Here is a 24,931-nt window from a genome sequence, read left to right on the forward strand (position 1 = left end):
GCTAGGGCGAGGTGCGGCCCAGGATGCCCCGTTCGTAGGCGACCGCCACCGCCGCCGCGCGGTCCTTCGCGCCGAGTTTGGTGTAGAGGTGGGTGAGGTGGGTCTTGACCGTGGCCTCGCTGATGAACAGGGCGCGGGCGATCTCGCGGTTGGAGGTGCCCTTGGCGACCAGGGCGAGGACCTCGCGCTCGCGGGCGGAGAGCCGTTCGTCGGCGGGGGCGGGGGCGCGGACGGCGGAGACCAGCCGGGAGGCGACCGCCGGGGAGAGCACCGTACGGCCCTCCGCGCAGGCGCGTACCGCGGTGAACAGGTCGTCGCGGGGAGCGTCCTTGAGGAGGTAGCCGGTGGCGCCCGCCTCGATGGCGGGGAGGGTGTCGGTGTCGGTGTCGTAGGTGGTGAGGACGAGGATCTTCGCGCGGGTGGCGCGCCGGGTGAGTTCGGCGATGGCGGCGACCCCGCCGCCGCCCGGCATGCGGAGGTCCATGAGGATCACGTCGGGGTCCAGGGCGAGGGCCCGGGAGACCGCCTCGACGCCGTCCGCCGCCTCGCCGAGGACGGTGAAGCCGGGCGCGGAGTCGAACATGCCGCGCAGCCCGTCGCGGACCACGGGATGGTCGTCCACGACGAGCAGGGTGATCGGCGGGGTGTCGTCAGGGCTGCTCATGGCGGACCAACGGTACGCGAGCCGACAGGGCGGTGCCGCCGCCCGGCTCGGACTCGACGGCGAACGACCCGGCGATCCGGGCGGCGCGGGCCCGCATGCCCTCCAGGCCGAAGCCGCCGATGCGGGTGCGGCCGGGCAGCGCGGCCGGGTCGAAGCCTCGTCCGTCGTCGCGGATGTCGAGGACGACCTCGTCGCCCATGTAGGAGAGGGTGACGCCGACCCGGGAGGCCGCCGCGTGCCGGGCGGCGTTGGACAGGGCCTCCTGGGCGATCCGCAGCAGGGTCGCGGACACTTCGTCGTGGAGGTGCTCGGCGGTGCCGGTGACGGTGAACCCGGCCCGGACGCCGGTGCGGTCGCCCCAGTCGGCGACGGTCTTCTTCAGCGCCCCGGGCAGCCCGTCCCCGGCGAGGGCGACGGGGGCGAGGTTGTGCACGGAGCGGCGGGCCTCGCCGAGGCTGTGCCGGGCGAGGTCGGCGGCACGGTCCAGGTGGGTGCGGGCGAGGCCGGGGTCGGGGGTGGCGGCGACGACCTGGAGCTGGGCGATGATGCCGGTCAGGCCCTGGGCGATGGTGTCGTGGATCTCGGCGGCGAGGCGGCGCCGCTCGTCGGCCACCCCGGCCTCGCGGGCCTGCACCAGCAGTTGGCTGTGCAGGGCCTTGTTCTCGTCGAGGGCGCGGGTGAGGGCGGCGTTGGTGCGTTCCAGCTCGGCTATGGTCGCGGCCCGTTCCCTGGAGCGGGCCTCCTCCTTCTCGGAGATGTGCCCGATCACCAGGTACAGCGCGGTGTTGGCGGCGACCAGCCCGGCGAGCACCACCAGGTGCGCGGGGCCGCGCAGGGGCAGTCCCCCGCCCTGGGCCAGCGAGACACTGAGGGCGGTGACGAACACCCCGAACTGCTGGGCGCGGCGGCCCTCGATCAGTTCGGCCACGTCGAAGAAGCCGATGGCGCCGGCGAAGGCGAAGAACGGGTTCAGCCAGATCAGGGTGAGGCCGATGCCCCAGCGCAGCAGGAAGAAGGCCAGGCCGAGCGGGGAGGGGGTGAGCGGGCGTCCGGCCCGCTCGGCGCGGTGGCGGGCCCGGTCGAAGCTCTCCTGGAGCACCACCGAGGTCACCACCAACGCCCCGGCGGCCCAGCGCTCGGCGGTGTCCGGCATCAGCTCCGGGGCGGTGGCCGCGGACATCGCCGTGCCCACGGCGAGCAGTCCGTAGGGGCCCCAGCGGCGGAACTGCTCCCAGCGCTGTTCGATGTCCCGGTCCGTGTCGCCGCCGCCCATCCGTTCAGTCTGCCCGGCGCGGCCCGTGCTCTTCATGGGCGTTTCATGTCCGCTTCATGTCTTTTTGATATCTGTTCGTCCACTTCCGGCGTCACGGGTCGTCCCCTGCTTGCCCCACTTCCCCTATTCCCAGCGGAACCAGCGCACCGCCGCCGACGACAGCACCACCGTCCAGATGGTCAGCACCAGCAGCGGAAACCAGTTGGGCCACTCCCCGCGGGCGGCCTGGCCGAGGGCCTCGGCGGCGGCGCCGAACGGGGTGCAGCCGACGAGGTCGGCCAGCAGGTCCGGCATGACCTGCACCGGCACCCACACCCCCGCGCAGAACATCATCAGGAACTGCGCCGCCGTACCGATCGCGTTCGCGATCCGTACGTTCGGGGCGACGGCCGCGATCACCCCGCCCAGGGCGAGGGCGGCCAGGACGGCGAGGAGCAGGGCGAGGAGATAGCCGAGGGGCTGCCCGGGCAGGGCCACGTCGTAGAGGAGGCGGCCGAGGAGCAGCGGGAGGAGGGCGGCGAGCAGCCCGGCGAGTCCGTGCACCAGCATGTGCGAGGTGAGCAGGGCGGCGGGGCGGACGGGGGTGGTGGACATCCGGCGCAGGACGCCCTGTTCGCGGTAGGCGGTCAGCCCGGCCGGGAACGCCTGGACCCCGGCGACGATCACGCCGAGGAGGACGGTGACGGCCACATAGGTGTCGATCAGGCGCAGTCCGCCCAGGCCGTCCTGGGGCTCGCGGAACGCGGGGACGGCGCCGACGAGGGCGAGCAGCAGGGGCGGGAAGGCGAGGATCCAGAAGAGCGCGCCGGGTTCGCGGGCGAACAGCCGGGCCTCGGTGCGCAGGACGGCGGTGCTCATGCGGGGTTCTCCGTGAGGTCCAGGAAGGCGTCGTCGAGGGTGGCGGCGCCGACGCGGAGCTGATGGGCGGTGATCCGGCGGCGGGCGAGGAGGGTGAGGACCGCGTCGACGGTGGTGTCGGTGCCGGTGAGGGTGAACCGGCCGTCGCGCTCGGCGACGGAGACCAGTTCGGGCAATTGGTCCAGTTCGCGCAGTTCCTCCGGGTCCAGGGGCCGGGACGGGGTGAAGCTGAGGACCGTGCCGCCCGCCGAGCGGCGGATCAGGCCCTCGGGGGTGTCCAGGGCGGCGGTCCGGCCGCGGTCGATCACCGCGATCCGGTCGCAGAGCCGCTGGGCCTCCGCCATGAAGTGGGTGACCAGGAGCACGGTGACGCCCCGGGCGCGGATGTCCTCGATCAACTGCCAGGTGTCGCGGCGGGCGCGCGGGTCGAGTCCGGTGGTGAGTTCGTCCAGGACGAGGATCCGCGGGTCGCCGATCAGGGCGAGCGCGATGAACAGCCGCTGCTGCTGGCCGCCGCTGAGCCTGGCGAACGGCACGGTGAGCCGGTCGGTGAGGCCGAGGCGCTCGGCGAGCGGGCGCCAGTCGGCGGGGCGGCGGTAGAAGGAGGCGTACAGGTCGAGGGCCTCGCGGACGGTGAGCTTCGGCTGGAGGCGGCTGGTCTGGAGCTGGGCGCCGAGAATCCGGGCGACCTGTTCGTGCTGGGCCACGGGGTCGAGTCCGGCGACCCGGACCCGGCCGCCGTCGGGGACCCGGAGGCCCTCGACGCATTCGACGGTGGTGGTCTTGCCAGCTCCGTTCGGGCCGAGGACGCCGAAGATCTCGCCCTCCTCGACGGTGAAGGAGACTCCGTCGACGACGGGCCGGCCGCCGTAGTACTTGCGCAGTTCGCTGACTTCGATGACGGGCATGCCCCCAGATTCGGGCCGGCGCGGGGTGCGCCGCATCGGACGACCCGCTCGATCCGGCATCGGCCGATCGGTTGATACGACGGCCGCCCGAGGTCGGACCGGGGGTGGGCGGAGGGTTGATCCCGGGGCGGACGGAGGGCTGATCCGGGACGGGCAGCGGGCTGGTCCCGGGCGGACGGAGGGCTGATCCGGGGATACGTTCTCCTCCGTGCCGAGCCCGTGTCCGGCGGTGAACGCGCAGGTCGTAGGACCATTGACGGAGTCTGCCCGGGGCGAAACCCACTGGGCAGTGTCAGTGGTGAACCGTAGGCTCGCTCCTGATGTCCACGACCCATGCACCCACCGAGGAGCCGCGAGACCGCTCCGCCGTGCGCAGTCTGCTGCGCCTGTGGCCGTTCGTCCGGCCGGTCCGGGCCCGGCTGTTCACCGCCGCCTTCATCGCCATCGTCGCGTCCTGTACCGGGCTGGTGATCCCGCTCGTCCTGAAATGGCTGGTCGACGGGCCGGTCACGGACCGGGACACGGCGGGGGTGTGGCTGGGCGCGCTCTTCCTGCTGCTGCTCGGCATCGCGGAGGCGCTGCTGTTCGGGCTGCGGCGGTGGCTGGTGGCCCGGCCGCTGGCCCGGGTGGAGGCGGACATGCGGGCCGCGCTGTACCGGCACCTCCAGCGGCTGCCGATGGCGTTCCACGACCGCTGGCCCTCGGGCCAGTTGCTGTCGCGGGGCACGACGGATCTGATGCTGCTGCGGATGTTCCTCGCCTTCCCGCTGACGTTCCTGCTGGTCAACGGGGTGACCATTCTGGTCGGCGTGATCATCATGCTGCTCCAGGACTGGACGCTCGGGCTGGTCATCCTGGGCCCGGTGATTCCGGTCATCGTCACCTGCGTGATCTTCGAGAAGCGGTACGCGACGGTGGCGCGGCGGGCGCAGGACCAGGTCGGCGATCTGACGACGGTGGTCGAGGAGAGCGTCCTCGGCATCCGGATCATCAAGGGGTTCGGCCGCCATCGCAGCCAGGCGCGGGCGTTCGGGGAGCTGTCCCGCACGCTGCGGGGCACGGAGCTGCGCAAGGCGAAGCTGCTGGCGGCGATCTGGGGCGTGATCATCACGTTGCCGGAGATAGCCATCGGCGCGGCGCTGGTGGTGGGGGTGGTCCAGGTCGCGGACGGGGTGCTGTCGGCGGGCACGCTGGTGGCCTTCCTGTCCACGGCGCTCGCGCTGCGCTGGCCGGTGGACTCCATCGGCTTCCTGCTGGCGATGAGCCAGGAGGCGGCGACGGCGACGGAGCGGTACTTCGAGGTGCTGGACGCGGAGCCGGAGTCGGGATCGGGGTCGGGATCGGATTCGGCGCCGGAGTCGGGGGCGGATTCGGGGCCGGGGTCGGGGCCGAGGTCGGGGACCGTCGGTGGCTCCGCGTCGGCCGGGGGCGGCACCGGACTGCGCTTCCACGACGTCACCTTCCGCTACCCCGACGCCCCGCCCGGCTCCCCGCCCCTGCTCACCGGCATAGATCTGCACATCCGGCCGGGCGAGTCGATGGCGCTGGTCGGGGCGACCGGCAGCGGCAAGACCACCCTGACCGCACTGGTCCCCCGGCTGCACGAGGTCACCGGCGGCCGGATCACCCTCGACGGCGTCGACATCACCGCGATGCCCCGCGAGGAGCTGCGCGCCGCGGTCGCCGTCGCCTTCGAGGAACCCACCCTCTTCTCGGCCACCGTCGGGGAGAACGTGCTGATGGGCGCGGGCGGCCCGGCGGGCGACGCCGAGCTGGACCGGGCGCTGTCGGTCGCCCAGGCCGACTTCGCGCACGCCCTGCCGCAGGGCACCGGCACCGAGGTCGGCGAGCAGGGCCTGAGCCTGTCCGGCGGGCAGCGCCAGCGCCTCGCGCTCGCCCGCGCGGTCGTCGGCGCCCCGCGCTTCCTGGTGCTGGACGACCCGCTGTCCGCGCTGGACGTGCACACCGAGGCGGCGGTGGAGGCGGCGCTGCGGCAGGTGCTCGCCGACACCACCGCGCTGATCGTGGCCCACCGCCCCTCGACGGTGCTGCTGGCCGACCGGGTGGCGCTGCTGTCCGGCGGCCGGATCGCCGCGGTCGGCACCCACCAGGAACTGCTGCGCACGCACGCCGAGTACGCGCATCTGATGTCGGGCACGGACGGACCGGTGGACGCCGCCGGGGGCCATGCCTCTCCGGAGAAGGCCGCCGGGGGCCACACCTCTCCGGGGAAGGACGGGGCACGATGACCGCGCCGACGAAGGCCGCCACCGAGGCCGCCACCGCCGAGGAACCCGGCCTCCTCCCCCAAGCCCCTCCGGACCCCGGCGCCGCCGACGCCTTCGACCAGGACGTCCTGCCCTCCCCGCCCGGCTCCACCGGCCGGCTGCTGCGCTCACTGCTGGCCCCCATGAAGGCCCGCGTCGCGCTGACCGCCGTCCTCCTCCTGCTCGGCCAGGCGGCCGTGCAGGCGGGCCCGCTGCTGGTGGCGTACGCCATCGACCGGGCCGTACCGGCGCTGCGGGAGGACGGGAACAACGGGCCGCTGATCGCGGTGGCCGTCGCCTATCTGGGCTGCGCGCTGGCGTCCGGGCTGCTCCAGGCGGCGTTCATCCGGGCCGCGGCGCACGTCAACCAGAATGTGCTGCTGGATCTGCGCGGCCGGATCTTCCGGCACGCGCAGGCGCTGAGTGTGGACTTCCACGAGCGGTACACCTCCGGGCGGCTGATCTCCCGCTCCACCACCGATGTGGAGTCCCTGCGCGAGCTGCTGGACGAGGGCCTCCAGGAACTGCTCACGGTCGTCCTCTCCTTCGTCTACATCTCGGCGATGCTGCTCTGGCTGGACCTGGGCCTGGGCGCGGTTGCGGTGCTGTCGTTCGTCCCGCTGTACGGGCTGGTGCGGCTGTATCTGCGGCGGGCGGGCCGGATCTACCGGGTCCGGTCGACCGCCATCGCCTCGGTGATCGTGAAGTTCGTGGAGACGATGAACGGCATCCGCCCGGTGCGGGCGTTCCGCCGGGAGGCCGCGAACGACGCCGACTTCCAGGTGCTGAACCGGCGCCACGAGCGCACCAACGGGGACGCGCTGCTGGAGATGGCCCGCTATGTGGTCGGCTCCCGGCTGATCGCCAACACGGCGGTCGCGGGCATCGTCCTGTGGGGCGCCTACCGGGTGGCGGACGGCGGTCTGGAACTGGGGGTGCTGGCGGCGGCCGTGCTGTACCTGCGGCGGCTGTACGACCCGATCGACCGGCTCGGCATGTTCCTCAACTCGTACCAGTCGGCGGCGGCGTCGCTGGAGAAGATAGCCGGGCTGCTGGCGCAGACCCCGTCGGTGCCGGAGACGGAACGGCCCCGTCCGCTGCCGCCGCTGGAGTCGGCCGGGCAGCCGGGCCGCGAGGTGGTCTTCGACGGGGTGCGGTTCGCGTACCGCACGGGCGGTGAGGTGCTGCCCCGCTTCGATCTCACCCTCCCGGCCGGGCAGACCGTCGCCGTGGTCGGCACGACCGGCGCCGGGAAGTCGACCCTGGCCAAGCTGCTGGCCCGGTTCTACGACCCGACCGGCGGCCGGGTGCTGCTGGACGGGACGGATCTGCGCGACCTCGCCGTGCCGGAGCTGCGGCGCGGGGTGGTGATGGTGACGCAGGAGGCGTTCCTGTTCTCCGGCACGGTCGCCGAGAACATCGCCATCGGCCGCCCCGACGCCTCCCGCGAGGAGATCGAGGAGGCGGCGAAGGCGATCGGCGCGCACGCGTTCATCACCGCGCTGCCGGACGGCTACGACACGGACGTCCGCAAGCGCGGCGGCCGGATCTCGGCCGGGCAGCGCCAGCTCGTCGCCTTCGCGCGGGCGCTGCTCGCCGACCCGGCGGTCCTGATCCTGGACGAGGCGACGAGTTCCCTGGACGTGCCCGGGGAGCGGGCGGTGCAGCGCGCGATGGCCACGGTCCTCAAGGGCCGCACGGCGGTGGTGATCGCCCACCGGCTGTCGACGGTGGAGATCGCGGACCGGGTGCTGGTGATGGAGCACGGCCGGGTGGTGGAGGACGGCACTCCGGCCGAACTGATCGCGGGCGCGGGCCGCTTCGCGGATCTGCACCGGGCGTGGCGGGAGAGTCTGGTGTGATGGCGGGTGTGATGGCGGGGTCGTCGGGGAGGTCGCCGGGCGGGGTGCGCGTTCGGAGCGGAGGGGGTTGTCATGACAGGAGAGGTTGTCGCGGCGGAGCCCGCCGGTCTCGCGGTCCTGGTTCCGGCGACGCTGTGGAATGTCGTCGCGATCCTGGCGCAGGCCACGGCGCTGGTGCCGGCGATCCGGGAGCGGCGGCGCAATCCGGGGGCCGAGGGCTGGAACCCGTTCGGGCCGCGCTTCCCGCTCGCCGCGGGCGGTGCGGTCGCCGGGTACGCGGTGTCCCTCCCCTTGACGGGCGGGCTGTCGCTCGGCTCCACCGCGTTCGCGGTGCTGTGGCCCGCGGCGGCCGGGGTGGCGATCGGCGAGGTGGCGGGACGCCGATGGCCGACCCGGCGGGCGTGGCGGACATGGCCGCACTGGCCGGGAGCGCTGTTCGCGACGACGGGCGCGCTGCTGCTGGGCCTCGGCCTCGCGCAACCGGACTGACCGGTGACCGGCCTCGTGCGACGGGGCTGAACGGCGACCGGTCTCCTGTGATGACGGGGCTGAACGGGCTGAACGGTGACCAGCCCCACGCGACGGGACTGAACGGTGACCGGCCGGGCACGACGGGGCTGAACGGGCTGAACGGCGACCGGCCGGGCACGACGGGGTTGAACGGGCCGAACGGGGACCGGCCGGGCGTGGCCCGAGCGACCGGCGCTCGGCGGCCCGGCGGGGCGTCATGATCGACACGTACGGCGACCCCGGCACCCCCGACCGGCGCGGCCCCGCCCGGTATCTGTGGTGGCTGGTGCGGAGCCAGCCGGGGCGGTCGGTGGCCGGGGCGATGCTGGCCAGTGTCTGGATGGTGCTGCTCGCGGCGACCCCGTTCCTGATGGCCCGGGCGGTCGACGAGGGGCTCGCCGCGGGCGACTACCCGGCGCTGGTCGGCTGGAGCGCGGCCCTGTTCGGCGCGGGGGTGCTGAACGCCTGGCTGAGCATCATGCGGCACCGCACGATGACCCGGGTGCGGATGGACGCCAACTTCCGCACGGTCAAGGTGGTCGTGGACCACTCGGTACGGCTCGGCTCCCGGCTGGGGCCGCAGACCGGCGCGGGCGAGGTCACCACGATCGGCGTCGGTGACGTCCAGACCATCGCCACCGCCATGACGGCGATCGGCCCCGGCGTCGGCTCCCTCGTCGCGTACGCGGTGGTCGCGGCGCTGCTGCTGTCGGTGTCGCCGCAGCTCGCCGGGGTGATCCTGCTCGGGGTGCCGGTGATCGTGGTGCTGATCGGCCCGCTGATGCGCCGGATCCAGGGCCGGGAGGCGGCGTACCGGGAGACGCAGGGCCTGCTGACGGCCCGGATCGGCGATCTCGCAGGCGGCCTGCGCGTCCTCAACGGGCTCGGCGGCAAGAGCCTCTTCGCGGACGCCTTCCGCGCCGACTCGCGGCGGCTGCGCGCGCAGGGCTACCGGGTCGGCCGGGTGACGAGCTGGATGCAGGCGCTCGGCATCGGTCTGCCGACGCTGTTCCTGGCGGTGGTGAGCTGGCTGGCGGCCCGTTCGGCGGCGCGCGGCGAGATCACGGCGGGCGAACTGGTCGCGGTGTACGGCTATGTCGCGGTGCTGGTGATCCCGATGGCGTTCCTGGTGGAGTGCGCCCACCAGATCAGCCGCGCGCTGGTGGCGGCCGACCGGGTCGTACGGTTCCTGCGGCTGGCGCCCGCGGCGGACGCGGGGACGGCGGACGCCCCCGCCGAACCGTCGGTGCTGCACGACCCGGAGTCGGGCGTCAGCGTCCTGCCGGGCCGGCTCACCGCGCTGGCCACGGACCGTCCGGCCGACGCCGCCGCCATCCTCGACCGTCTCGCCCGGCACACGGAATCGGCGGCGACCTGGGGCGGGGTACGGCTGGACGAGATCCCGCTCGCGCAGGTCCGGGCGCGGATCCTGCTGGCCGATCACGAGGCGGACCTGTTCGCGGGCCCGTTCCGGGAGGTGGTGGACGGCGAGGACCGGCCGGACGCGGAGTTCGAGCGGGCGGTGCGGGCAGCCGCCGCGGACGACATCGTCCAGGCCCTCCACGACGGCGCCGAGTCCCCCCTCACCGCCCAGGCCCGCAATCTCTCCGGCGGCCAGCGGCAACGCGTCCGCCTGGTCCGCGCGCTGCTCGCCGACCCGGAGATCCTGCTGGCCGCGGAACCCACGTCGGCGCTGGACGCCCACACGGAGGCGGCGGTCGCCGACCGGGTCCGCGCCACGAGGTCCGGCCGCACGACCCTCCTCACCTCGACGTCCCCCCTGGTCCTGGCCCAGGCGGACACGGTGATCCACGTACGCGACGGCAAGGCGACGGCCACGGGCCCCCACACCCACCTCCTGCACACCGACCCGGACTACCGCACCCTGGTGTCCCGAACCACGGAGGACGACCCCGAGTGACGGAAACCCAGGACGACCGAAAGGGCCCCCGACCAACCGCACCACACCCCCCTCAGGGCCGCGAGGAACCGCGCACGAAAACCCCAGCACCCCCACCCCCTCAGGGGCGCGGGGAACTGCCCGACCAGCCCCCACCCACCCGCACCCGACAACCCACCGCCACCCCACCCCCAACCCCAACCCCACCCCACCTCCCCATCGCCACCCGCCAAGAGGTCCGCCGAGCCGCCACCACCCTCATCCGCGCCGACACCCCTCTCTTCACCACCGTCCTCACCCTCAACGCCCTCGCCGCCCTCACCGGCCTCATCGGCCCCTGGCTGCTCGGCCGCATCATCGACGAGGTCCGCACCGGCACCACCGTCACCACCATCGACCACCTGGCCCTCGGCATCCTCCTCGCCGCCCTCGCCCAGCTCCTCCTCTCCCGCGCGGCGCGCAACGCGGGCCACCGCTTCGGCGAACGCACCCTCGCCCGGATCCGCGAACGCTTCGTGGACCGCGTCCTCGACCTCCCCGCCGCCACCGTGGAGCGGGCCGGTACCGGCGATCTCACCGCCCGCGGCACCGCGGATGTCGCCGTCGTCGGCACCACCCTGCGCGACGCGGCGCCGGAACTCCTCGTCAGCGGCGTCCAGGCCCTCTTCCTCCTGGTCGCCGTCTTCACCCTGGACCCGCTCTTCGGGGCCCTCGGGGTGTTCTGTCTGACCCCGATCGCGCTGGTCCTGCGCTGGTATCTGCGCCGCGCGCGGGACGCCTATCTCGCGGAGGGCGCGGCCACCTCCGAGGTCGCCGAGGTGATCGCGGCGACGGCGGCGGGGGCCCGTACGGTGGACGCGTTCGGGCTGGCCCGCAAGCGCACCGCGGTGAGCCGGGACCGCCTGGAGACGGCCCGCCGCACCCGCCTGCGCACCCTCGCCCTCCGTTCGGTCTTCTTCCCGGTCGTCGAGATCTCCTACGTCCTGCCGGTGGCCGGTGTGCTGCTGATCGGCGGGGCGCTGCACGCGAACGGGGCGATGACCCTGGGCGCGGTGGTGACGGCAGCGCTGTATCTCCAGCAGTTGAGCGGCCCGCTGGACGAGATCCTGGTGCGGGTGGAGCAGTTGCAGAGCAGCGGGGCGTCGTTCGCGCGGGTGGAGGGGCTGGCGCGGGCACCCCGGTCCACCGCGCAGGAGGGCCCGGCGGCGGCCCCGGCGGGCGACCTGATCGAGGTGCGGGGGGCGCGGTACGCGTACGACCGGGGCGGTGAGGTGCTGCGCGGGGTGGATCTGACGGTCCGGCCGGGTGAGCGGCTCGCGGTGGTGGGCCCGTCGGGCGCGGGCAAGACGACGCTGAGCAGGCTTCTCGCCGGGGTGGAGGCGCCGAGCGCGGGGGCGGTGACGGTGGGCGGGGTGCCGGTGGCGGCGCTGGACCCGGAGCAACTGCGCCGCCAGGTGGTGCTGGTGACGCAGGAGCACCATGTCTTCCTCGGTACGGTCCGGGACAATCTGCGGATCGCGGACCCGGCGGCGTCGGACGCGGCGATGTGGTCGGCGCTGGCGGCGGTCGGCGCGGAGGGCTGGGTACGGGACCTGCCGGACGGCCTGGACACCCGGCTCGGCGGCGGTGGCGGCGGTGGCGCAGGGGGCCACGCGGCCGACGGTTCGCGGGCCCAGCAACTGGCGCTGGCCCGGGTGGTGCTGGCGGACCCGCACACCCTGATCCTGGACGAGGCGACGGCACTGCTGGACCCGACGACGGCCCGGCACACCGAGCGCGCGCTGGCCGCCGTACTGAAGGGCCGTACGGTGATCGCCATCGCGCACCGGCTGCACACCGCGCACGACGCGGACCGGGTGGCGGTGATGGAGGACGGCCGTCTCACCGAACTCGGCACGCACGACGAGCTGGTGGCGGCGGACGGCGCGTACGCCCGCCTCTGGAACACCTGGCACACCCGGTAGACCCGGCAGACCTGGTAGACCCGGTAGACCCGGCACGGCGAGCCACCGCGAGTGACACGGCGAGAGACCCGTCGGCAACCCACCCTTGACCGACCCTTGAACCCCATTTGACCTGGCACGGAGAGTAAAAGGGCCCCGCCACCCCTCCGCATATCGAACGCACCCTCCTGTCCAACGAACGAATTCCGGCCAACCTTTGACGCGCCCCTGACAACTCCACTCCCCGAGTGCCACCCTTCCCAAGGCCCCTCCCGGCAACCCCACGCACCCCGCCGGGAGCACCCCGGGCCGTACGCATCTGGTGTCCCGTTCTGCCCGGACGGTCTCTCGGCCGCCCGGTCATCCCTGGCCGCGCGACCCGTGGCCACGCAGAAGGAGTCAGTGTTGAGCAGTACTCCCTCCCACAGACCCACCCCCCACACCCCCCACACCCCGCGCCGCCGCCGCGTCACGGCCGTCGCCCTCGTCGGGGTCGCTGCCTTCCTGGCCGCGGCCGTGCAGTCCGGCGCCGCGACCGCCGCCCCCGAGCAGGCACCCCGGTCCGCGCCGGTCACCGCCGCCGACCCCGGCGCCCTGCCCGCCGACCTCACCCCCGCGCAGCGCACCGCGCTGATCCGCGCCGCCGACGCCGACAGGACCGCCACCGCGGCCGAACTCGGCCTCGGCGCGAAGCAGAAGCTGGTCGTCCGGGATGTGGCGAAGGACCAGGACGGCACCCTGCACACCCGCTACGAGCGGACCTACGGCGGGCTGCCGGTACTGGGCGGCGACCTGGTCGTCTCGACGGCGAAGAACGGCACGACGGAGAGCACGGTCAGGGCGACCCGCGCCACGATCGCGGTCCCCTCCCTCACCCCCACCCTCGCCCCCTCCAAGGCCGAGAGCCAGGCGCTCACCGAGGCCCGCGCGGAGAAGGCGAAGAGCCCCGCGATCGAAACGGCCCCCCGCAAGGTGGTCTGGGCCGCCGGAGGCACCCCCACCCTGGCGTACGAGACGGTCGTCGGCGGCCTCCAGCACGACGGCACCCCGCAGGAACTGCACGTCGTGACCGACGCGACGAACGGGAAGAAGCTGTACGAGTGGCAGGCGGTGCGCAACGGCACCGGCAACACCCAGTACAGCGGCACGGTCCCCCTGACGACGACCCAGTCCGGGACGACGTACAACCTCACCGACGGCGCCCGCGGCAACCACCGCACGTACAACCTCAACCGGGGCACCTCAGGCACCGGCACCCTCTTCTCCGGCCCGGACGACACCTGGGGCAACGGCACCGCCGCCAACCTGGAGACCGCCGGCGCCGACGCCCATTACGGGGCCGCGCTGACCTGGGACTACTACAAGAACGTGCACGGCCGCAACGGCATCCGCGGTGACGGCGTCGGCGCCTACTCCCGCGTCCACTACGGCAACAACTACATCAACGCGTTCTGGTCGGACAGTTGCTTCTGCATGACGTACGGCGACGGCGCGGGCAACGCCAAGCCGCTGACGTCGATCGACGTGGCCGGGCACGAGATGACCCACGGCCTGACCTCCGCCACCGCCGGCCTGGTCTACAGCGGCGAGTCCGGCGGCCTGAACGAGGCCACCTCCGACATCTTCGGCACGACGGTCGAGTTCTACGCCAACAACGCCTCCGACGTCGGTGACTACCTCATCGGCGAGAAGATCGACATCAACGGCAACGGAACGCCCCTGCGGTACATGGACAAGCCCAGCAAGGACGGGGCGTCCAAGGACAGTTGGTACTCGGGCATCGGCTCGATCGACGTCCACTACTCCTCGGGCCCCGCGAACCACTTCTTCTACCTGCTCAGCGAGGGCAGCGGCCAGAAGACCATCAACGGCGTCACCTACGACTCCCCGACCTCCGACGGACTGCCGGTGACCGGCATAGGCCGGGCGAAGGCCGAGCAGATCTGGTTCAAGGCCCTCACCACCAAGTTCACCACCACCACGAACTACTCGGCGGCCCGCACCGGCACCCTCGCGGTAGCGAGCGAACTCTACGGAGGCACCACCTCCACCGAGTACAAGGCCGTACAGGACGCATGGGCGGCCGTCGCTGTCGGCACCCGCTCCGGCACCCCCGGCGGCACGTCCTTCGAGTCCACGACGGACGTCTCCATCCCGGACAACGGCGCCGCCGTGAACTCCGCGATCAGCGTCACCGGCCGCACCGGCAACGCCCCGGCGGCGCTCCCGGTCGAGGTGGACATCATCCACACCTGGCGCGGCGACCTGGTCCTCGACCTGGTGGCCCCGGACGGCACCCTGTACCGCCTCAAGAACTCCAGCGGCTCCGACTCCGCGGACAACGTCCAGGAGACGTACACGGTCAACGCCTCCTCCGAAACCGCCAACGGCACGTGGCAGCTCCGCGTCCAGGATGTGGCGGCACAGGACACCGGGTACATCAACGGGTGGAAGCTGACGTTCCCGTAGGGGGCGCAGGCATTGGGTGAGCTGAGCCCCGCCGCGTCTTCCCTCCGGGGAAGTGCGGCGGGGCTGTCGGCGTCCCCGCGGACGCGTCGTTCCAGAGGACCGTCCGTCTGCCCGGCCCCTCCGCTGGGCAGGCTGAAGACCATGAACGGCCTTCCTGCCGCGCAGGCGCGGCGGCTCGCCGAGAGGGAGCTCAGCCGCGAACTCCCCCGGCGGTGGGCGCATTCAGTGGGGGTGGCCGCCCGCGCGGCAGAGGTGGGGATCCTCCTGGGCGGGAAAGCCGGTCTGCTGGTCGCCGCCGCCGCTCTGCACGACGTGGGTTACGCGCCTCGGCTGGCGGTCACCGGGTTTCATCCGCTCGACGGAGCGCGCTTCCTCCGGGACGAGCACGGTGTGGGCGAGCGGGTCACCGGGCTGGTGGCGAACCACTCGTTCGCGCTCCTGGAGGCGGAGGAACGGGGGCTGAGGGCGGAGTTGGCGGCGGAGTTCCCGTTGCCGGAGGACCCGCTTCTGCTGGACGCCCTCGTGTACTGCGACATGACGACAACGCCCGACGGCGGCCGGACCACCGCACAGCGGCGGGTGGCGGAGATCATCGGCCGCTACGGCGCGGACCATGTGGTGGGACGGTTCATCCGGTCGGCGGCACCGGAGATCTTCTCCTCGGTCGAGCGGATCGAGGTGGCGCTGACAGCTCAGCCCAGATAGGGATAAGTACCGGCGAGATAGTCGCCGATCTGCTGCCGCATGCTGGGGTGGATGTCGTACCGGTCCAGATCGGACGGCTGGACGAAGCGGACCCCGTCGGCCTCGTCGTTGATCGTGGGCGCTCCGCCGACGGGGCGGCCGATGTAGGTGTTCTCGTACTGCTGGCGGATCTCGCCGTCGGTGTAGGCCACGATGTGGTTCGGGTTGGTGTACACGCCGAGGAAGCCGGTGATGTCCGCGATGATGCCCGTCTCCTCCAGGCACTCGCGGATCGCGCACTGGGCCGCGGTCTCGCCGATCTCCTGGGCGCCGCCAAGAAGGGCCCACTGGCCCGTGTCGCGGCGGCGCTGAAGAAGGATGGCACCGGTCTCATCGGCCACCAGCAGGTTGCTGGCCGGGATGAGGGTGTTCGCCTTGGGGGCGGTCGGGTCGTTGTAGTACTCGGTCCTGCCCATGGCCGGCGGTCCTCTCCTCTTCGGGCGCCCACGGTCGGGCGGCGGCCCAGATGGCGCCGAAGCTTCGAGCATAGGCGTCGAACCACCCCGTGCCGTCCACCCTCTTGAGGTGGAGGAGTGGGTTGGCACTGGCCGGTTGTCCCCAGATGTGTGGGTTGACGAGCAGGTTGTCGTCGTAGCGGAACAAGGACGCGTAGAGCGTGGTGTCGTGCAGGCGCAGGGCGCAGGGCGACCTGCCCAGCAGCGGACGGTAGTAGGTCAATGAGGCGCGGATCTTGGCGGCGAGGGTGTCGCCGATTCCCTCCTCGCGGCCCCGGACGGACACCGCCCGCCCTGCCGGGTCGCCGAAGCACAGACGCACGCGCACTCCGTCCGCTGCGCGCTCGGAGAGCATCTCGGCGATGTGGGGGTTGGACTGGGCGAAGAACGTGCCGGAGAAGACGAGGACGCTGATCTCGTGCCGGGCTCCCCGCAGCAGCGCGAGCCAGACATCGCGTGGCACGCTGGCGCGGTTCTGATAGGTGCCCACCAGTTCGGTGCCCGACCCGTCGAGCGGGCGGCCGGGGTGCTCGGGCGGGGCGGGCGGCCAGAGGAAGGTCTCTTCCACGCGCAGGTGCCGCGCGGCCCGGAAGCGGTGCCGGGGATGGGGGATCCGTCCGCCCAGCCATCGGCTCACCGTCTTGGGATCCACCTCGCAGACCTCGGCAAGCGCCTCGGGCGAGACTCCCCGCTGGCCGAGCACCGTGCGCAGTCGGTCGTTCACACGGCCATCGAAACGCCACCGCGCCGGATGGGGCAAGGACGTTTCGGGCTGAAGCGCGAGGAACTGACCAGCCGCGTAGAGGTAGTTGAGGGCGATTTCCTCAACGGTACGCCGCTGGAGCTGAGGTGTGATGCCGTCTGGACCAGTTGTTCCTGGCACTACAGTGCCAACCACCGCCGACCGCTCGCCGAGTTCGTCGACCGCATGCAACGTCTGGTCGGTACGGGAGGCGTGTTCGGAGCGGAGTTCATGATGCCGGTCGAGAGACGTCACCACGTGATCGAGCACTACACCTCCCCCGAGCGACTGCGTCGTCACTTCCACAACGGCTGGGAAGTCCTGCTCACTCTGTCCACGGACGAGTTCACCGAGCGACCCCACGTCGGCAGGCCGCACGAACACACCCACCGCATGGGCCTGCCCATCGCGGCCCGAACGTCCCCCCGCACCGACCGCTTCCGAGAGAAGGCCGAATGAAGAACGAGTACGAGGCGAAGTTTCTGGCCGTCGACACCGTCGGCCTCCGGGCCGGGCTGGTCGCGCTCGGCGCCGTTCAGGCGCTCCCCCGCACCCTCCTCACCCGCAAGATCTTCGAGAACGACGTCCTCGACGACGGGGCCTGGCTGCGCCTGCGCGACGAGGGCACGCGCTCGACGCTCACGCTCAAGCAGGTCACCGACGCCACGGTGATCGACGGCACCCAGGAGATCGAGACCGAGGTGTCCGACCTGCACGCCATGGCCGACATCCTGCGCCGGGTCGGCCTCACCGAGGTGCGCTACCAGGAGAACTACCGCGAGGAGTGGCGCTTGGGCGAGGTCGCCTTCGACTTCGACACCTGGCCCGGCCTGCCCACCTTCCTGGAGATCGAAGGACCTGACGAGGCATCCGTCCGGGAGGCCGCCGCGCTGCTGGACCTCGACTACGCCGAGGCCCGGTTCGGCAGCGTCGACGAGATCTACAAGAGCGAGGCCGCCCGCGACATCCTCGCCGAACCGACGCTCTTGTTCGCCGACGAGGGGAGGGCTGCCGAGTAGCAGCAGATGCGGGATGGCCCCGCCAGGCCCCCGGGGAGGGGATGGCGGGGCTTCGGTCGTCTCGTCAGACCGCCCTGAACTCCCCGAGCTTGACGCTCGCGATGAAGGAGGTGAACGAGGCGACGGGGAGGTCCAGAACGGGACCGGACGGGTCCTTGGAGTCGCGGACAGGAACGATGCCGTACGGGACGGCAAGGTTGGCCGCGACCTCGATGCAGTCGCCGCCGTTGCTGCTGTAGGAGGACGTGAAGAACTGCGGATCGGTCACCAGGTGTGCCTCCTTCCGAAGCTGAAGCGGTCAGACCGCCCCGAACCGCCCGCCCCGCACCCCCGCCACGAACGTGGCGAACGCGTCGGCCGGGAAGTCGAGTATGGGACCGGCCGGGCTCTTGGAATCCCGGACCGGGACCACACCGCCGGAGGCGGCGAGATTGGTGGCGACCTCGACGCAGTCGCCGCCGTTGTCGCTGTAGGACGAGGTGAACCAGCGCGGGGAGTCGTCGGTCGTCACGGGATGCCCTTTCGTACCTGCTCGATCATGGCCACGGATGCCGCCGGAGACAGGGCTACGGCCTGTAGTTGATGGTATGCCGTAAAGACGGCCGCTACGGAAGTGGTCTCCCGGTCGAGATTTCCCTGTGCCTGGGACTCGGCGTAGTAGACCACCGACCGGTCCGGCATGGTCAGGAGATTGACCGGCAGGTTGAAGGTCCGGCGCTCGCCGATCTCGTAAGGCGCCATCTGGAGCAGGGTGTTGGGCCGGTCGGCGAACTCGATCAGCGACGCCAGTTGGGCGTCCATGACCTCGGCCCCGCCGACCGGCCGCCGAATACAGCTCTCGTCCATGGTCACGAACACCATGGGCGGCACGGTCCGGAGCAGCGTCGCCTGGCGCTCCGCCACCAACGCGACCCGCCGCTCGGCCTGTTCGGGAGTGATGGCACCCCGCCTTATCGCGCTGTCGGCCAGCACCCGGGCGTACTCAGGGGTCTGCAACAGACCGGGAATGACGCCGATGTTGAAGAGCCGGATCTCCACCGCCCGGCCCTCGAATTTCACGTACTCCGGGAACCCTTCCAGCATCGCGCCCAGCCGGATCTCCCGATACCCGCGTTCGAACGCGTCCGTCGCGCCCACCAGTCCGAAGGCGACATCCGCACTACGCGAAAAACGAAGAGTCGGAGACTTGCGGCCGGTTTCCACGGCGGAGATATGCACGCTGGAATAGTCCATACGCAGCGCGAGCTGATCCTGGGTCCAGCCGCGCCCCTCCCGCATGCTGCGTAAACGCGCGCCGAAGGCCGCTTGCGCCGAGGCGTCCGGGTTCAATTCCTTGCGATTCAAAGGCCGTTCACCAACCTTTCGTTCTACCTGAGCAGTTTGAAGTCTTCCCAGCTCTCAGCCACTCTTTGCCTCCCGGTAGTCAGGCAACTACGGAGAGGAATACCTATGATCGCACGGAGTGTTCCCGAACCCGGCACGATCATGGTGGATACCAGCCAAGGCGACCGCGTCGGTGAATTCCGGGACGCCATCGGGCCCTACTGGTTCCTGCGCCCCGTGCGCGGCGGCACCGAGTGGGAAGTCAGGCCGGAGGACACCCGCCCCGCCACCCCGGCGGAGCGGCTGCACGCCGAGACGGCCCGGGTCAATGCCCGCAGCCGGGGTGCCCGGCTGTGAGCGACGGCCCGGGAGGCAGCCCTGTGGATCCGGTCGAGGTGGAAGAGGCACGGGCCGCCCTACGGGCCGACCGGCCGACGGTCATCGCCCGCTACCGAGCACTGGAACCCGTCGCCCTCATCGCCGCCTCCTACGGCGTCCCGGCCGGCTGGGTGCGGGCGCGGCTCGACGAATGGGGCGAACCCCGCCGCCCCCTCTACGCGGCCCACCTGCACCGCCGGGCCGCCGGGCATGTCTTCCGGGGGCGTCCGGCCGCGCCGCGCTCCACCGCGGAGATGCGGGCCGCCCAGGCGGAGTTCGTCCGGCTGCGCGCGACCGTGATCGCGCAGTACGAGGAGGGTCAGTCCGTCAGCGCGCTGGCCCGGGAGTTCAAGGTCAGTCCGACCTGGGTCGGTGAGCGGCTGGACGAGTGGGACGTACCCCGACGTAAGCGCCCCTCCGCCCGCCGGACCCTCTGAAGGCGCTTCATCTCAGGCCCTACGCTTGGCCCATGTCCTTCACGTACAAGGATGTCGGCGGCACCCGCGACCCCGGCTTCTGCCCGCCCGGATTCCACCGGCTCCAGGTCCGTACCCGCATCGGCGAGGGACACGCTCTGTTCCGGCGGGCCGCCGACGCGGTCGCGGGGTGGGAGTTGCACCGGGCGATGGGCATGGGCGTCGACGCCGCCGCCGAGCGGGCCGCGCCGGATGTCGATGTCACGGTCACCCTGGCGGGGGTGATCAAGGCGCCGTGCCGGGTGGTGTGGACGGTGGAGGAGTACCGCCGGTCCGGGTGGGCGTACGGCACGCTCGACGGGCATCCGGAGTGCGGGGAGGAGTCGTTCGTGGTGGAGCGGACGGGGGATGGGACTGTGTGGCTGACCGTGACGGCGTTCAGTCGTCCGGCGAAGTGGTATGCGAAGGCGGGTGGGGCTGCGACTCGGGGGCTTCAGCATGCGTATGCGCGTCGGGCGGGGGTGGCGTTGCGGCGGTTGTGTGCGCATTTGGATGCGGGGTGAGGTTTGTACCGGGTTTGCGCAGTTCCCCGCGCCCCTGAGAGGGGGAGGGGGAGGCGTCGTTGTTGGGTGCGGGTGCGTGGGGGTTGATTGCGCAGTTCCCCGCGCCCCTGACGGACGGACATCGCCGTCGTCAAGTGCGGGTGCGTGGGGGTTGGTCGCGCAGTTCCCCGCGCCCCTGACGGACGGGCGTCGCCGTTGTTGGGTGCGGGTGGGTTGTGGCTGGGCGCGCAGTTCCCCGCGCCCCTGGGGTGGGGAACCCGCCGTCGTTGGGTGCGGGGCCGTGGGGGTTTTTGGGGGCGCGGGGAACTGCGCGAATCCGCCCCACCGGGCCGCACCCGACCACAACCCCCGCCACCCCCAGGGGCGCGGGGAACTGCGCGAACGAGCCCCACTCACCCGCGCGGACCCACGACCCCTCCAGGGGCGCGGGGAACTGCGCGAACCCGGTACCCACGCACCCGCACCCCCGCCCCCTCACCAACTCACCGCAACAGCACCCCCGCCCCCTCCCGCCCCACCGCGTCCGACGCCACCGCCACCAAACCCGGCTCCGCCGGGGAGGCGAGCAGGTGGTGGGCCGGGAGGACGCGGACCGTGTAGCCGAAGGGTCCCGTGCGGTCCAGGGAGAGCGGGCCCTCGTAGAGCCAGCGCCCGTACGTGTCCGGGCCGGACACCGGCTTCAGCGGGACGCTCGCCGCGTCGGTGATCCGGTCCTCGGAGTCCACCCGGCCGGAGACCGCCTGCACCTCCACGTCCTCGGCGCGCAGATCACCCAGCGCGACCCGCACGCGCAGCGACACCGCCGTGCCGAGTTCGGCCGTGGCCGTCGCCGCCGAGGTCTCGACGTGGTCGACCCCCACGGACGGCCAGGCGGCCCGTACCCGGGTCTTCCAGGCGGCCAGTTCCGCGGCCTGTTCGGGGCCCAGCGCGCGGTGGGCGCGGGCGGCCGGCGCGTAGAGCCGCTCGACGTACTCCCGGACCATCCGCCCCGCCAGCACCTTCGGGCCGAGCTGGGTCAGGGTGCGGCGGACCATCTCGATCCAGCGGTCGGGCAGCCCGGCCCCGCCGCGCTCGTAGAAGCGGGGGGTGATCCGCTGCTCCAGGAGGTCATAGAGGGCTGATGCCTCGATGTCGTCGCGGCGGTCGGTGTCCAGGGCGGCGGCGCCGTCCGCCGTGGGGATCGCCCAGCCGAAGTCGGGCTGGAACCACTCGTCCCACCAGCCGTCCAGCACCGAGAGGTTGAGGCAGCCGTTGAGGGCCGCCTTCATGCCGGAGGTGCCGCATGCCTCCAGGGGGCGGAGCGGGTTGTTCAGCCAGATGTCACAGCCCGGGTAGAGGTTCTGGGCCATGGCCATGCCGTAGTCGGGGAGGAAGACGATCCGGTGGCGGACCTTCGGGTCGTCCGCGAACCGCACCAGCTCCTGGATGAGGCGCTTGCCGCCGTCGTCGGCGGGGTGGGCCTTGCCGGCGACGACGATCTGCACCGGGCGCTCCGGGTGGAGCAACAACTCCGTCAACCGGTCCTTGTCGCGGAGCATCAGAGTCAGGCGCTTGTAGGAGGGGACGCGGCGGGCGAAACCGATGGTGAGGACGTCGGGGTCGAGGACGCCGTCGATCCAGCCCAGTTCAGCGGAGCCCGCGCCGCGCTGGCGCCAGGAGGCCCGGAGCCGGTCCCGTACCTCGTCCACGAGCCGTTCGCGCAGGGTGCGGCGCAGGGCCCAGAGGTCGGGGTCGGGGAGCCCGGCGGCGGCGTCCCAGCGCTCGTCGCCGTCCTCGGCGGACGTGCCGCCGAGCCGCAGCACCTCGGGCGCCACCCAGGTCGGCGCGTGCACCCCGTTGGTCACGGACGTGATCGGCACCTCCTCGGCGTCGAACCCCGGCCACAGTCCGGCGAACATGCCCCGGCTCACCTGGCCGTGGAGGAGGGAGACCCCGTTGGCGCGCTGGGCGAGGCGCAGGCCCATCGCCGCCATGTTGAAGAGGTGGGCCTCGCCGCCCGGGTAGCTCTCCGCGCCGAGGCGCAGGATGCGGTCCACCTCGATCCGGGGGAGTTCGGCGGCCGGGCCGAAGTGGCGGGCCACCAGGTCCCGGTCGAAGCGGTCGATACCGGCGGGGACGGGGGTGTGGGTCGTGAAGACCGTTCCGCCGCGCACCGACTCAAGGGCCGCGTCGAAGCCGAGGGCGTCGTCGCCGCCGCACAGTTCGTTGATCCGCTCCAGGCCCAGGAACCCGGCGTGCCCCTCGTTGGTGTGGAACACCTCGGGCGCGGGATGCCCCGTCAGTCGGCAGTACGTACGGACCGCCCGGACACCTCCTATGCCGAGCAGCATCTCCTGGAGCAGCCGGTGCTCGCTGCCGCCGCCGTACAGCCGGTCGGTCACCCCGCGTTCGCCGAGGTCGTTCTCCTCGACGTCGGAGTCGAGGAGGAGCAGGGGGATGCGGCCCACCTGGGCCAGCCAGATACGGGCCCGGAGGAAACGCCCGCCGGGCAGCGCCAGCATCACCTGCGCCGGGGTGTCGTCGGGCTCCTTGAGCTGGATCAGCGGCAGCTCGTGCGGGTCGAGCACCGGGTAGTGCTCCTGCTGCCAGCCGTCGCCGGAGAGGGACTGGCGGAAGTAGCCGTGCCGGTAGAGCAGCCCGACCCCGATGAGGGGGACGCCCAGATCGCTGGCCGCCTTCAGGTGGTCCCCGGCGAGGATGCCGAGTCCGCCGGAGTACTGGGGCAGCGCGGCGGTGATGCCGAACTCGGGCGAGAAGTAGGCGACGGCGGCCGGCAGCTCCGCCGACCGGGACTGCTGCTGGTACCAGCGGTCGCCCTCGACGTAGGCGCGCAGTTCGTCGGAGACGGCGGTGAGACGGGCCAGGAACTCCCCGTCCTCCGCCAGTTCCGCGAGCCGCGCGGTCGGCACACTGCCGAGCAGCCTTATCGGATCGCCGTCCGAGGCGGCCCAGCGCCCCGGATCGACGGACTGGAACAGTTCCCGGGTCTCGGGGTGCCAGGACCAGCGCAGATTTCGCGCCAGGTCGCTCAGCGGCTGGAGGGGTTCGGGGAGAACGGGTCGGACGGTGAATCGACGGATCGCCTTCACATTCCACCTCGGCGCTTCGCTGGATGACCGGTCATTGACGTCGACGTCGGTTGAAAAGGTACTGGCGTGATCGTGCCGTTGCCGGGGACTCCGCCCCCAAACCCGCGTATTCAGCCTGAACGGCCGTCCTTGATGCCCGGACAGACCACATCCGCATCCGCCCGGCACGTCCGGCAGATCCGGCACGCCCTGTACATCCGGCACGTCCGGTCCGCGCGGCCCACCCGGACCTCCCGGCCACATCCGCCCGGCACGCGCACATCTCACACATCTCGCACAGCCCACACAGCCTGCACGGAGCGCATCCGCCCAGCCCACGCGAAACGCATCCACGCAGCCCCCGCGGAGCACATCCGCACAGCCCACACAGCCCGCGCGGCCACACCCACCCTGCCCGCCCGGCCGGCCCCCGCGTCGCCCCTGCCCGCACACTCCGCATCCACACTGCCCGGACGGGCACACCCCCGATGCCCGGACGGGTCGTATCCGCGCTGCCCGCACGGGCATCTCCGCGCTGCCCCGACGGGCACCCATTCGATGATCCACCAGGGCAGGACGGGTCACTCTCCCTGCCCCTCTGTGGCCGGTATGGCCGATTCCGGGTCCCTCGGCCACCTTGTGGGTCTTCGGCACGCACGAGAGGCTGCCCACGGAGCGGAGGGAGAGAACGTATGGATGGGCATACGCGTGAGTAGTTAACACGGGGCCGGATTGCCGCCCCGACCCGAGTGGGAAGGTTTCTGCGGTACGCCCCGCAGACACCTCCCGCCGAACCGTCCTCCCTACAGCCCTCGGCCCACCCTCGTTGACGCGGACAGGAGCGGTGATGCCCCGCACGCACGACTCGTCGGCACCCCCGACCACCACCGACGCCCCTCACCCCCCACCCCCTCCCCCGGCTCCCACCAGCGTCGGGCGCATTCCCGTGCTCGATGTCCGCCCCTGTGTCCGGCAGGGGCTGCGGCCCGCGAAGGCGGTGACCGGCGAGGCGTTCGAGGTCTCGGCGACCGTCTTCCGCGAGGGCCATGACGCGGTCGCCGCGAATGTCGTCCTCCACGATCCCGAGGGCCGCCCCGGCCCCTGGACGCCGATGCGGGAACTCGCCCCCGGCACCGACCGCTGGGGTGCCCGGGTCACCCCGGACGCCGTCGGGCGCTGGACGTTCACCGTCGAGGCGTGGAGCGATCCGATCGCCACCTGGCGGCACCACGCCGGTATCAAGATCCCGGCGGGCATGGACACCGCCCTGGTGCTGGAGGAGGGCGCCCGGCTGCATGAGCGGGCCGCCGAGGGCGTACCGGAGGGCGCGGAACGGACCGCCGTCCGGGAGGCGGTGGCGGCGCTGCGGGACGAGTCGCGGCCCGCGTCGGCCCGGCTGGCGGGGGCGCTGACCCCGGAGGTGGGGCGGGTGCTCGGCCGTCATCCGCTGCGGGAGCTGGTCTCCTCGTCCCCGCCCCTGCCGCTGCTGGTGGAGCGGGAGCGGGCCCTGTTCGGGTCCTGGTACGAGTTCTTCCCGAGGTCGGAGGGGACGGCCGAGGAGCCGCACGG

General features: G+C 72.4%; 23 protein-coding genes. 13 read left to right on the forward strand and 10 right to left on the reverse strand.

Annotation, left to right across the window (positions count from 1 at the left end; translation table 11 throughout):
- Position 1 precedes the first annotated feature (1 nt).
- The 4 genes from AB0O01_RS24305 to AB0O01_RS24320 all read right to left on the reverse strand — a co-directional run bounded on the left by AB0O01_RS24305 (position 2) and on the right by AB0O01_RS24320 (position 3,703).
- On the reverse strand, positions 2-664 hold the full coding sequence (locus AB0O01_RS24305; protein WP_365316384.1) for a response regulator transcription factor: 663 nt from the start codon (positions 662-664) through the stop codon (positions 2-4).
- Positions 651-1,937 (reverse strand): sensor histidine kinase, encoded by a 1,287-nt coding sequence (locus AB0O01_RS24310; protein ID WP_365316462.1) that lies wholly within the window; start codon positions 1,935-1,937, stop codon positions 651-653. Before AB0O01_RS24310 ends, AB0O01_RS24305 begins: the two co-directional genes overlap by 14 nt.
- A gap of 123 nt (positions 1,938-2,060) precedes the next feature.
- Positions 2,061-2,795, reverse strand: coding sequence for an ABC transporter permease (locus AB0O01_RS24315; RefSeq protein WP_365316386.1), 735 nt, complete (start codon positions 2,793-2,795; stop codon positions 2,061-2,063).
- Complete coding sequence (locus tag AB0O01_RS24320; RefSeq protein WP_365316388.1) at positions 2,792-3,703, reverse strand: ABC transporter ATP-binding protein; 912 nt, start codon at positions 3,701-3,703, stop codon at positions 2,792-2,794. Before AB0O01_RS24320 ends, AB0O01_RS24315 begins: the two co-directional genes overlap by 4 nt.
- A gap of 320 nt (positions 3,704-4,023) precedes the next feature.
- Here AB0O01_RS24320 and AB0O01_RS24325 point away from each other — a divergent pair, with 320 nt between their 5' ends.
- The 7 genes from AB0O01_RS24325 to AB0O01_RS24355 all read left to right on the forward strand — a co-directional run bounded on the left by AB0O01_RS24325 (position 4,024) and on the right by AB0O01_RS24355 (position 15,359).
- Positions 4,024-5,952 (forward strand): ABC transporter ATP-binding protein, encoded by a 1,929-nt coding sequence (locus tag AB0O01_RS24325; protein WP_365316390.1) that lies wholly within the window; start codon positions 4,024-4,026, stop codon positions 5,950-5,952.
- A complete protein-coding gene (locus AB0O01_RS24330) occupies positions 5,949-7,832 on the forward strand; it encodes an ABC transporter ATP-binding protein (RefSeq protein ID WP_365316392.1) in 1,884 nt (627 codons plus the stop codon). The genes AB0O01_RS24325 and AB0O01_RS24330 overlap by 4 nt, the downstream gene beginning before the upstream one ends.
- 72 nt (positions 7,833-7,904) lie before the next feature.
- Complete coding sequence (locus AB0O01_RS24335) at positions 7,905-8,321, forward strand: hypothetical protein (protein WP_365316394.1); 417 nt, start codon at positions 7,905-7,907, stop codon at positions 8,319-8,321.
- Positions 8,322-8,559: 238 nt separating this feature from the next.
- On the forward strand, positions 8,560-10,263 hold the full coding sequence (locus AB0O01_RS24340; RefSeq protein ID WP_365316396.1) for an ABC transporter ATP-binding protein: 1,704 nt from the start codon (positions 8,560-8,562) through the stop codon (positions 10,261-10,263).
- A 197-nt stretch (positions 10,264-10,460) separates the two neighbouring features.
- Positions 10,461-12,206, forward strand: a complete 1,746-nt coding sequence (locus AB0O01_RS24345) for an ABC transporter ATP-binding protein (protein ID WP_365316464.1) — start codon at positions 10,461-10,463, stop codon at positions 12,204-12,206.
- 384 nt (positions 12,207-12,590) lie between these two features.
- The gene (locus AB0O01_RS24350) at positions 12,591-14,654 is read left to right on the forward strand and encodes a M4 family metallopeptidase (RefSeq protein WP_365316397.1); all 2,064 of its coding nucleotides are present in this window, start codon (positions 12,591-12,593) and stop codon (positions 14,652-14,654) included.
- Positions 14,655-14,795: 141 nt separating this feature from the next.
- Complete coding sequence (locus AB0O01_RS24355; RefSeq protein WP_365316400.1) at positions 14,796-15,359, forward strand: HD domain-containing protein; 564 nt, start codon at positions 14,796-14,798, stop codon at positions 15,357-15,359.
- On the opposite strand, the gene AB0O01_RS24360 is transcribed toward AB0O01_RS24355, so the two are convergent.
- Together AB0O01_RS24360 and AB0O01_RS24365 are read right to left on the reverse strand one after the other, a co-directional pair.
- The gene (locus AB0O01_RS24360; protein ID WP_365316402.1) at positions 15,347-15,814 is read right to left on the reverse strand and encodes an NUDIX domain-containing protein; all 468 of its coding nucleotides are present in this window, start codon (positions 15,812-15,814) and stop codon (positions 15,347-15,349) included. The two genes, AB0O01_RS24355 and AB0O01_RS24360, sit on opposite strands and share 13 nt — an antisense overlap.
- Entirely contained in the window at positions 15,729-16,577 is an 849-nt protein-coding gene (locus AB0O01_RS24365; protein WP_365316404.1) for an XRE family transcriptional regulator, read from the reverse strand. Before AB0O01_RS24365 ends, AB0O01_RS24360 begins: the two co-directional genes overlap by 86 nt.
- Before the next feature lie 27 nt (positions 16,578-16,604).
- Here AB0O01_RS24365 and AB0O01_RS24370 point away from each other — a divergent pair, with 27 nt between their 5' ends.
- Together AB0O01_RS24370 and AB0O01_RS24375 are read left to right on the forward strand one after the other, a co-directional pair.
- The gene (locus AB0O01_RS24370; protein ID WP_365316406.1) at positions 16,605-17,054 is read left to right on the forward strand and encodes an SAM-dependent methyltransferase; all 450 of its coding nucleotides are present in this window, start codon (positions 16,605-16,607) and stop codon (positions 17,052-17,054) included.
- Positions 17,051-17,614 (forward strand): class IV adenylate cyclase, encoded by a 564-nt coding sequence (locus tag AB0O01_RS24375; RefSeq protein ID WP_365316408.1) that lies wholly within the window; start codon positions 17,051-17,053, stop codon positions 17,612-17,614. Before AB0O01_RS24370 ends, AB0O01_RS24375 begins: the two co-directional genes overlap by 4 nt.
- A gap of 64 nt (positions 17,615-17,678) precedes the next feature.
- On the opposite strand, the gene AB0O01_RS24380 is transcribed toward AB0O01_RS24375, so the two are convergent.
- The 3 genes from AB0O01_RS24380 to AB0O01_RS24390 are packed head-to-tail and all read right to left on the reverse strand — an operon-like array spanning position 17,679 to position 18,958.
- The gene (locus AB0O01_RS24380; RefSeq protein WP_365316466.1) at positions 17,679-17,885 is read right to left on the reverse strand and encodes a DUF397 domain-containing protein; all 207 of its coding nucleotides are present in this window, start codon (positions 17,883-17,885) and stop codon (positions 17,679-17,681) included.
- 27 nt (positions 17,886-17,912) lie between these two features.
- Entirely contained in the window at positions 17,913-18,125 is a 213-nt protein-coding gene (locus AB0O01_RS24385) for a DUF397 domain-containing protein (RefSeq protein ID WP_365316410.1), read from the reverse strand.
- Positions 18,122-18,958: a Scr1 family TA system antitoxin-like transcriptional regulator gene (locus tag AB0O01_RS24390; RefSeq protein ID WP_365316411.1), complete on the reverse strand. Its 837-nt coding sequence runs from the start codon at positions 18,956-18,958 to the stop codon at positions 18,122-18,124. The genes AB0O01_RS24385 and AB0O01_RS24390 overlap by 4 nt, the downstream gene beginning before the upstream one ends.
- A gap of 105 nt (positions 18,959-19,063) precedes the next feature.
- Between AB0O01_RS24390 and AB0O01_RS24395 the strand changes: the two genes are divergently transcribed.
- The 3 genes from AB0O01_RS24395 to AB0O01_RS24405 are packed head-to-tail and all read left to right on the forward strand — an operon-like array spanning position 19,064 to position 20,294.
- Complete coding sequence (locus AB0O01_RS24395) at positions 19,064-19,294, forward strand: hypothetical protein (RefSeq protein WP_365316413.1); 231 nt, start codon at positions 19,064-19,066, stop codon at positions 19,292-19,294.
- Between the two features lie 23 nt (positions 19,295-19,317).
- Positions 19,318-19,752: a hypothetical protein gene (locus AB0O01_RS24400; protein WP_365316415.1), complete on the forward strand. Its 435-nt coding sequence runs from the start codon at positions 19,318-19,320 to the stop codon at positions 19,750-19,752.
- A gap of 32 nt (positions 19,753-19,784) precedes the next feature.
- Positions 19,785-20,294, forward strand: coding sequence for a DUF1990 domain-containing protein (locus AB0O01_RS24405; protein ID WP_365316417.1), 510 nt, complete (start codon positions 19,785-19,787; stop codon positions 20,292-20,294).
- 482 nt (positions 20,295-20,776) lie between these two features.
- Here the strand turns inward: AB0O01_RS24405 and glgP are convergent, their stop codons facing one another.
- Positions 20,777-23,383 carry an alpha-glucan family phosphorylase gene (gene glgP / locus AB0O01_RS24410; protein WP_365316419.1) on the reverse strand — a complete coding sequence of 869 codons (2,607 nt, stop codon included), beginning with the start codon at positions 23,381-23,383 and terminating at the stop codon, positions 20,777-20,779.
- Between the two features lie 826 nt (positions 23,384-24,209).
- Here glgP and AB0O01_RS24415 point away from each other — a divergent pair.
- Positions 24,210-24,931 (forward strand): maltotransferase domain-containing protein (locus AB0O01_RS24415; protein WP_365316420.1); only part of this gene is annotated, 722 nt, incomplete at its 3' end.

It is taken from the genome of Streptomyces sp. NPDC093252, from assembly GCF_040683675.1.
Lineage (GTDB): Bacteria > Actinomycetota > Actinomycetes > Streptomycetales > Streptomycetaceae > Streptomyces.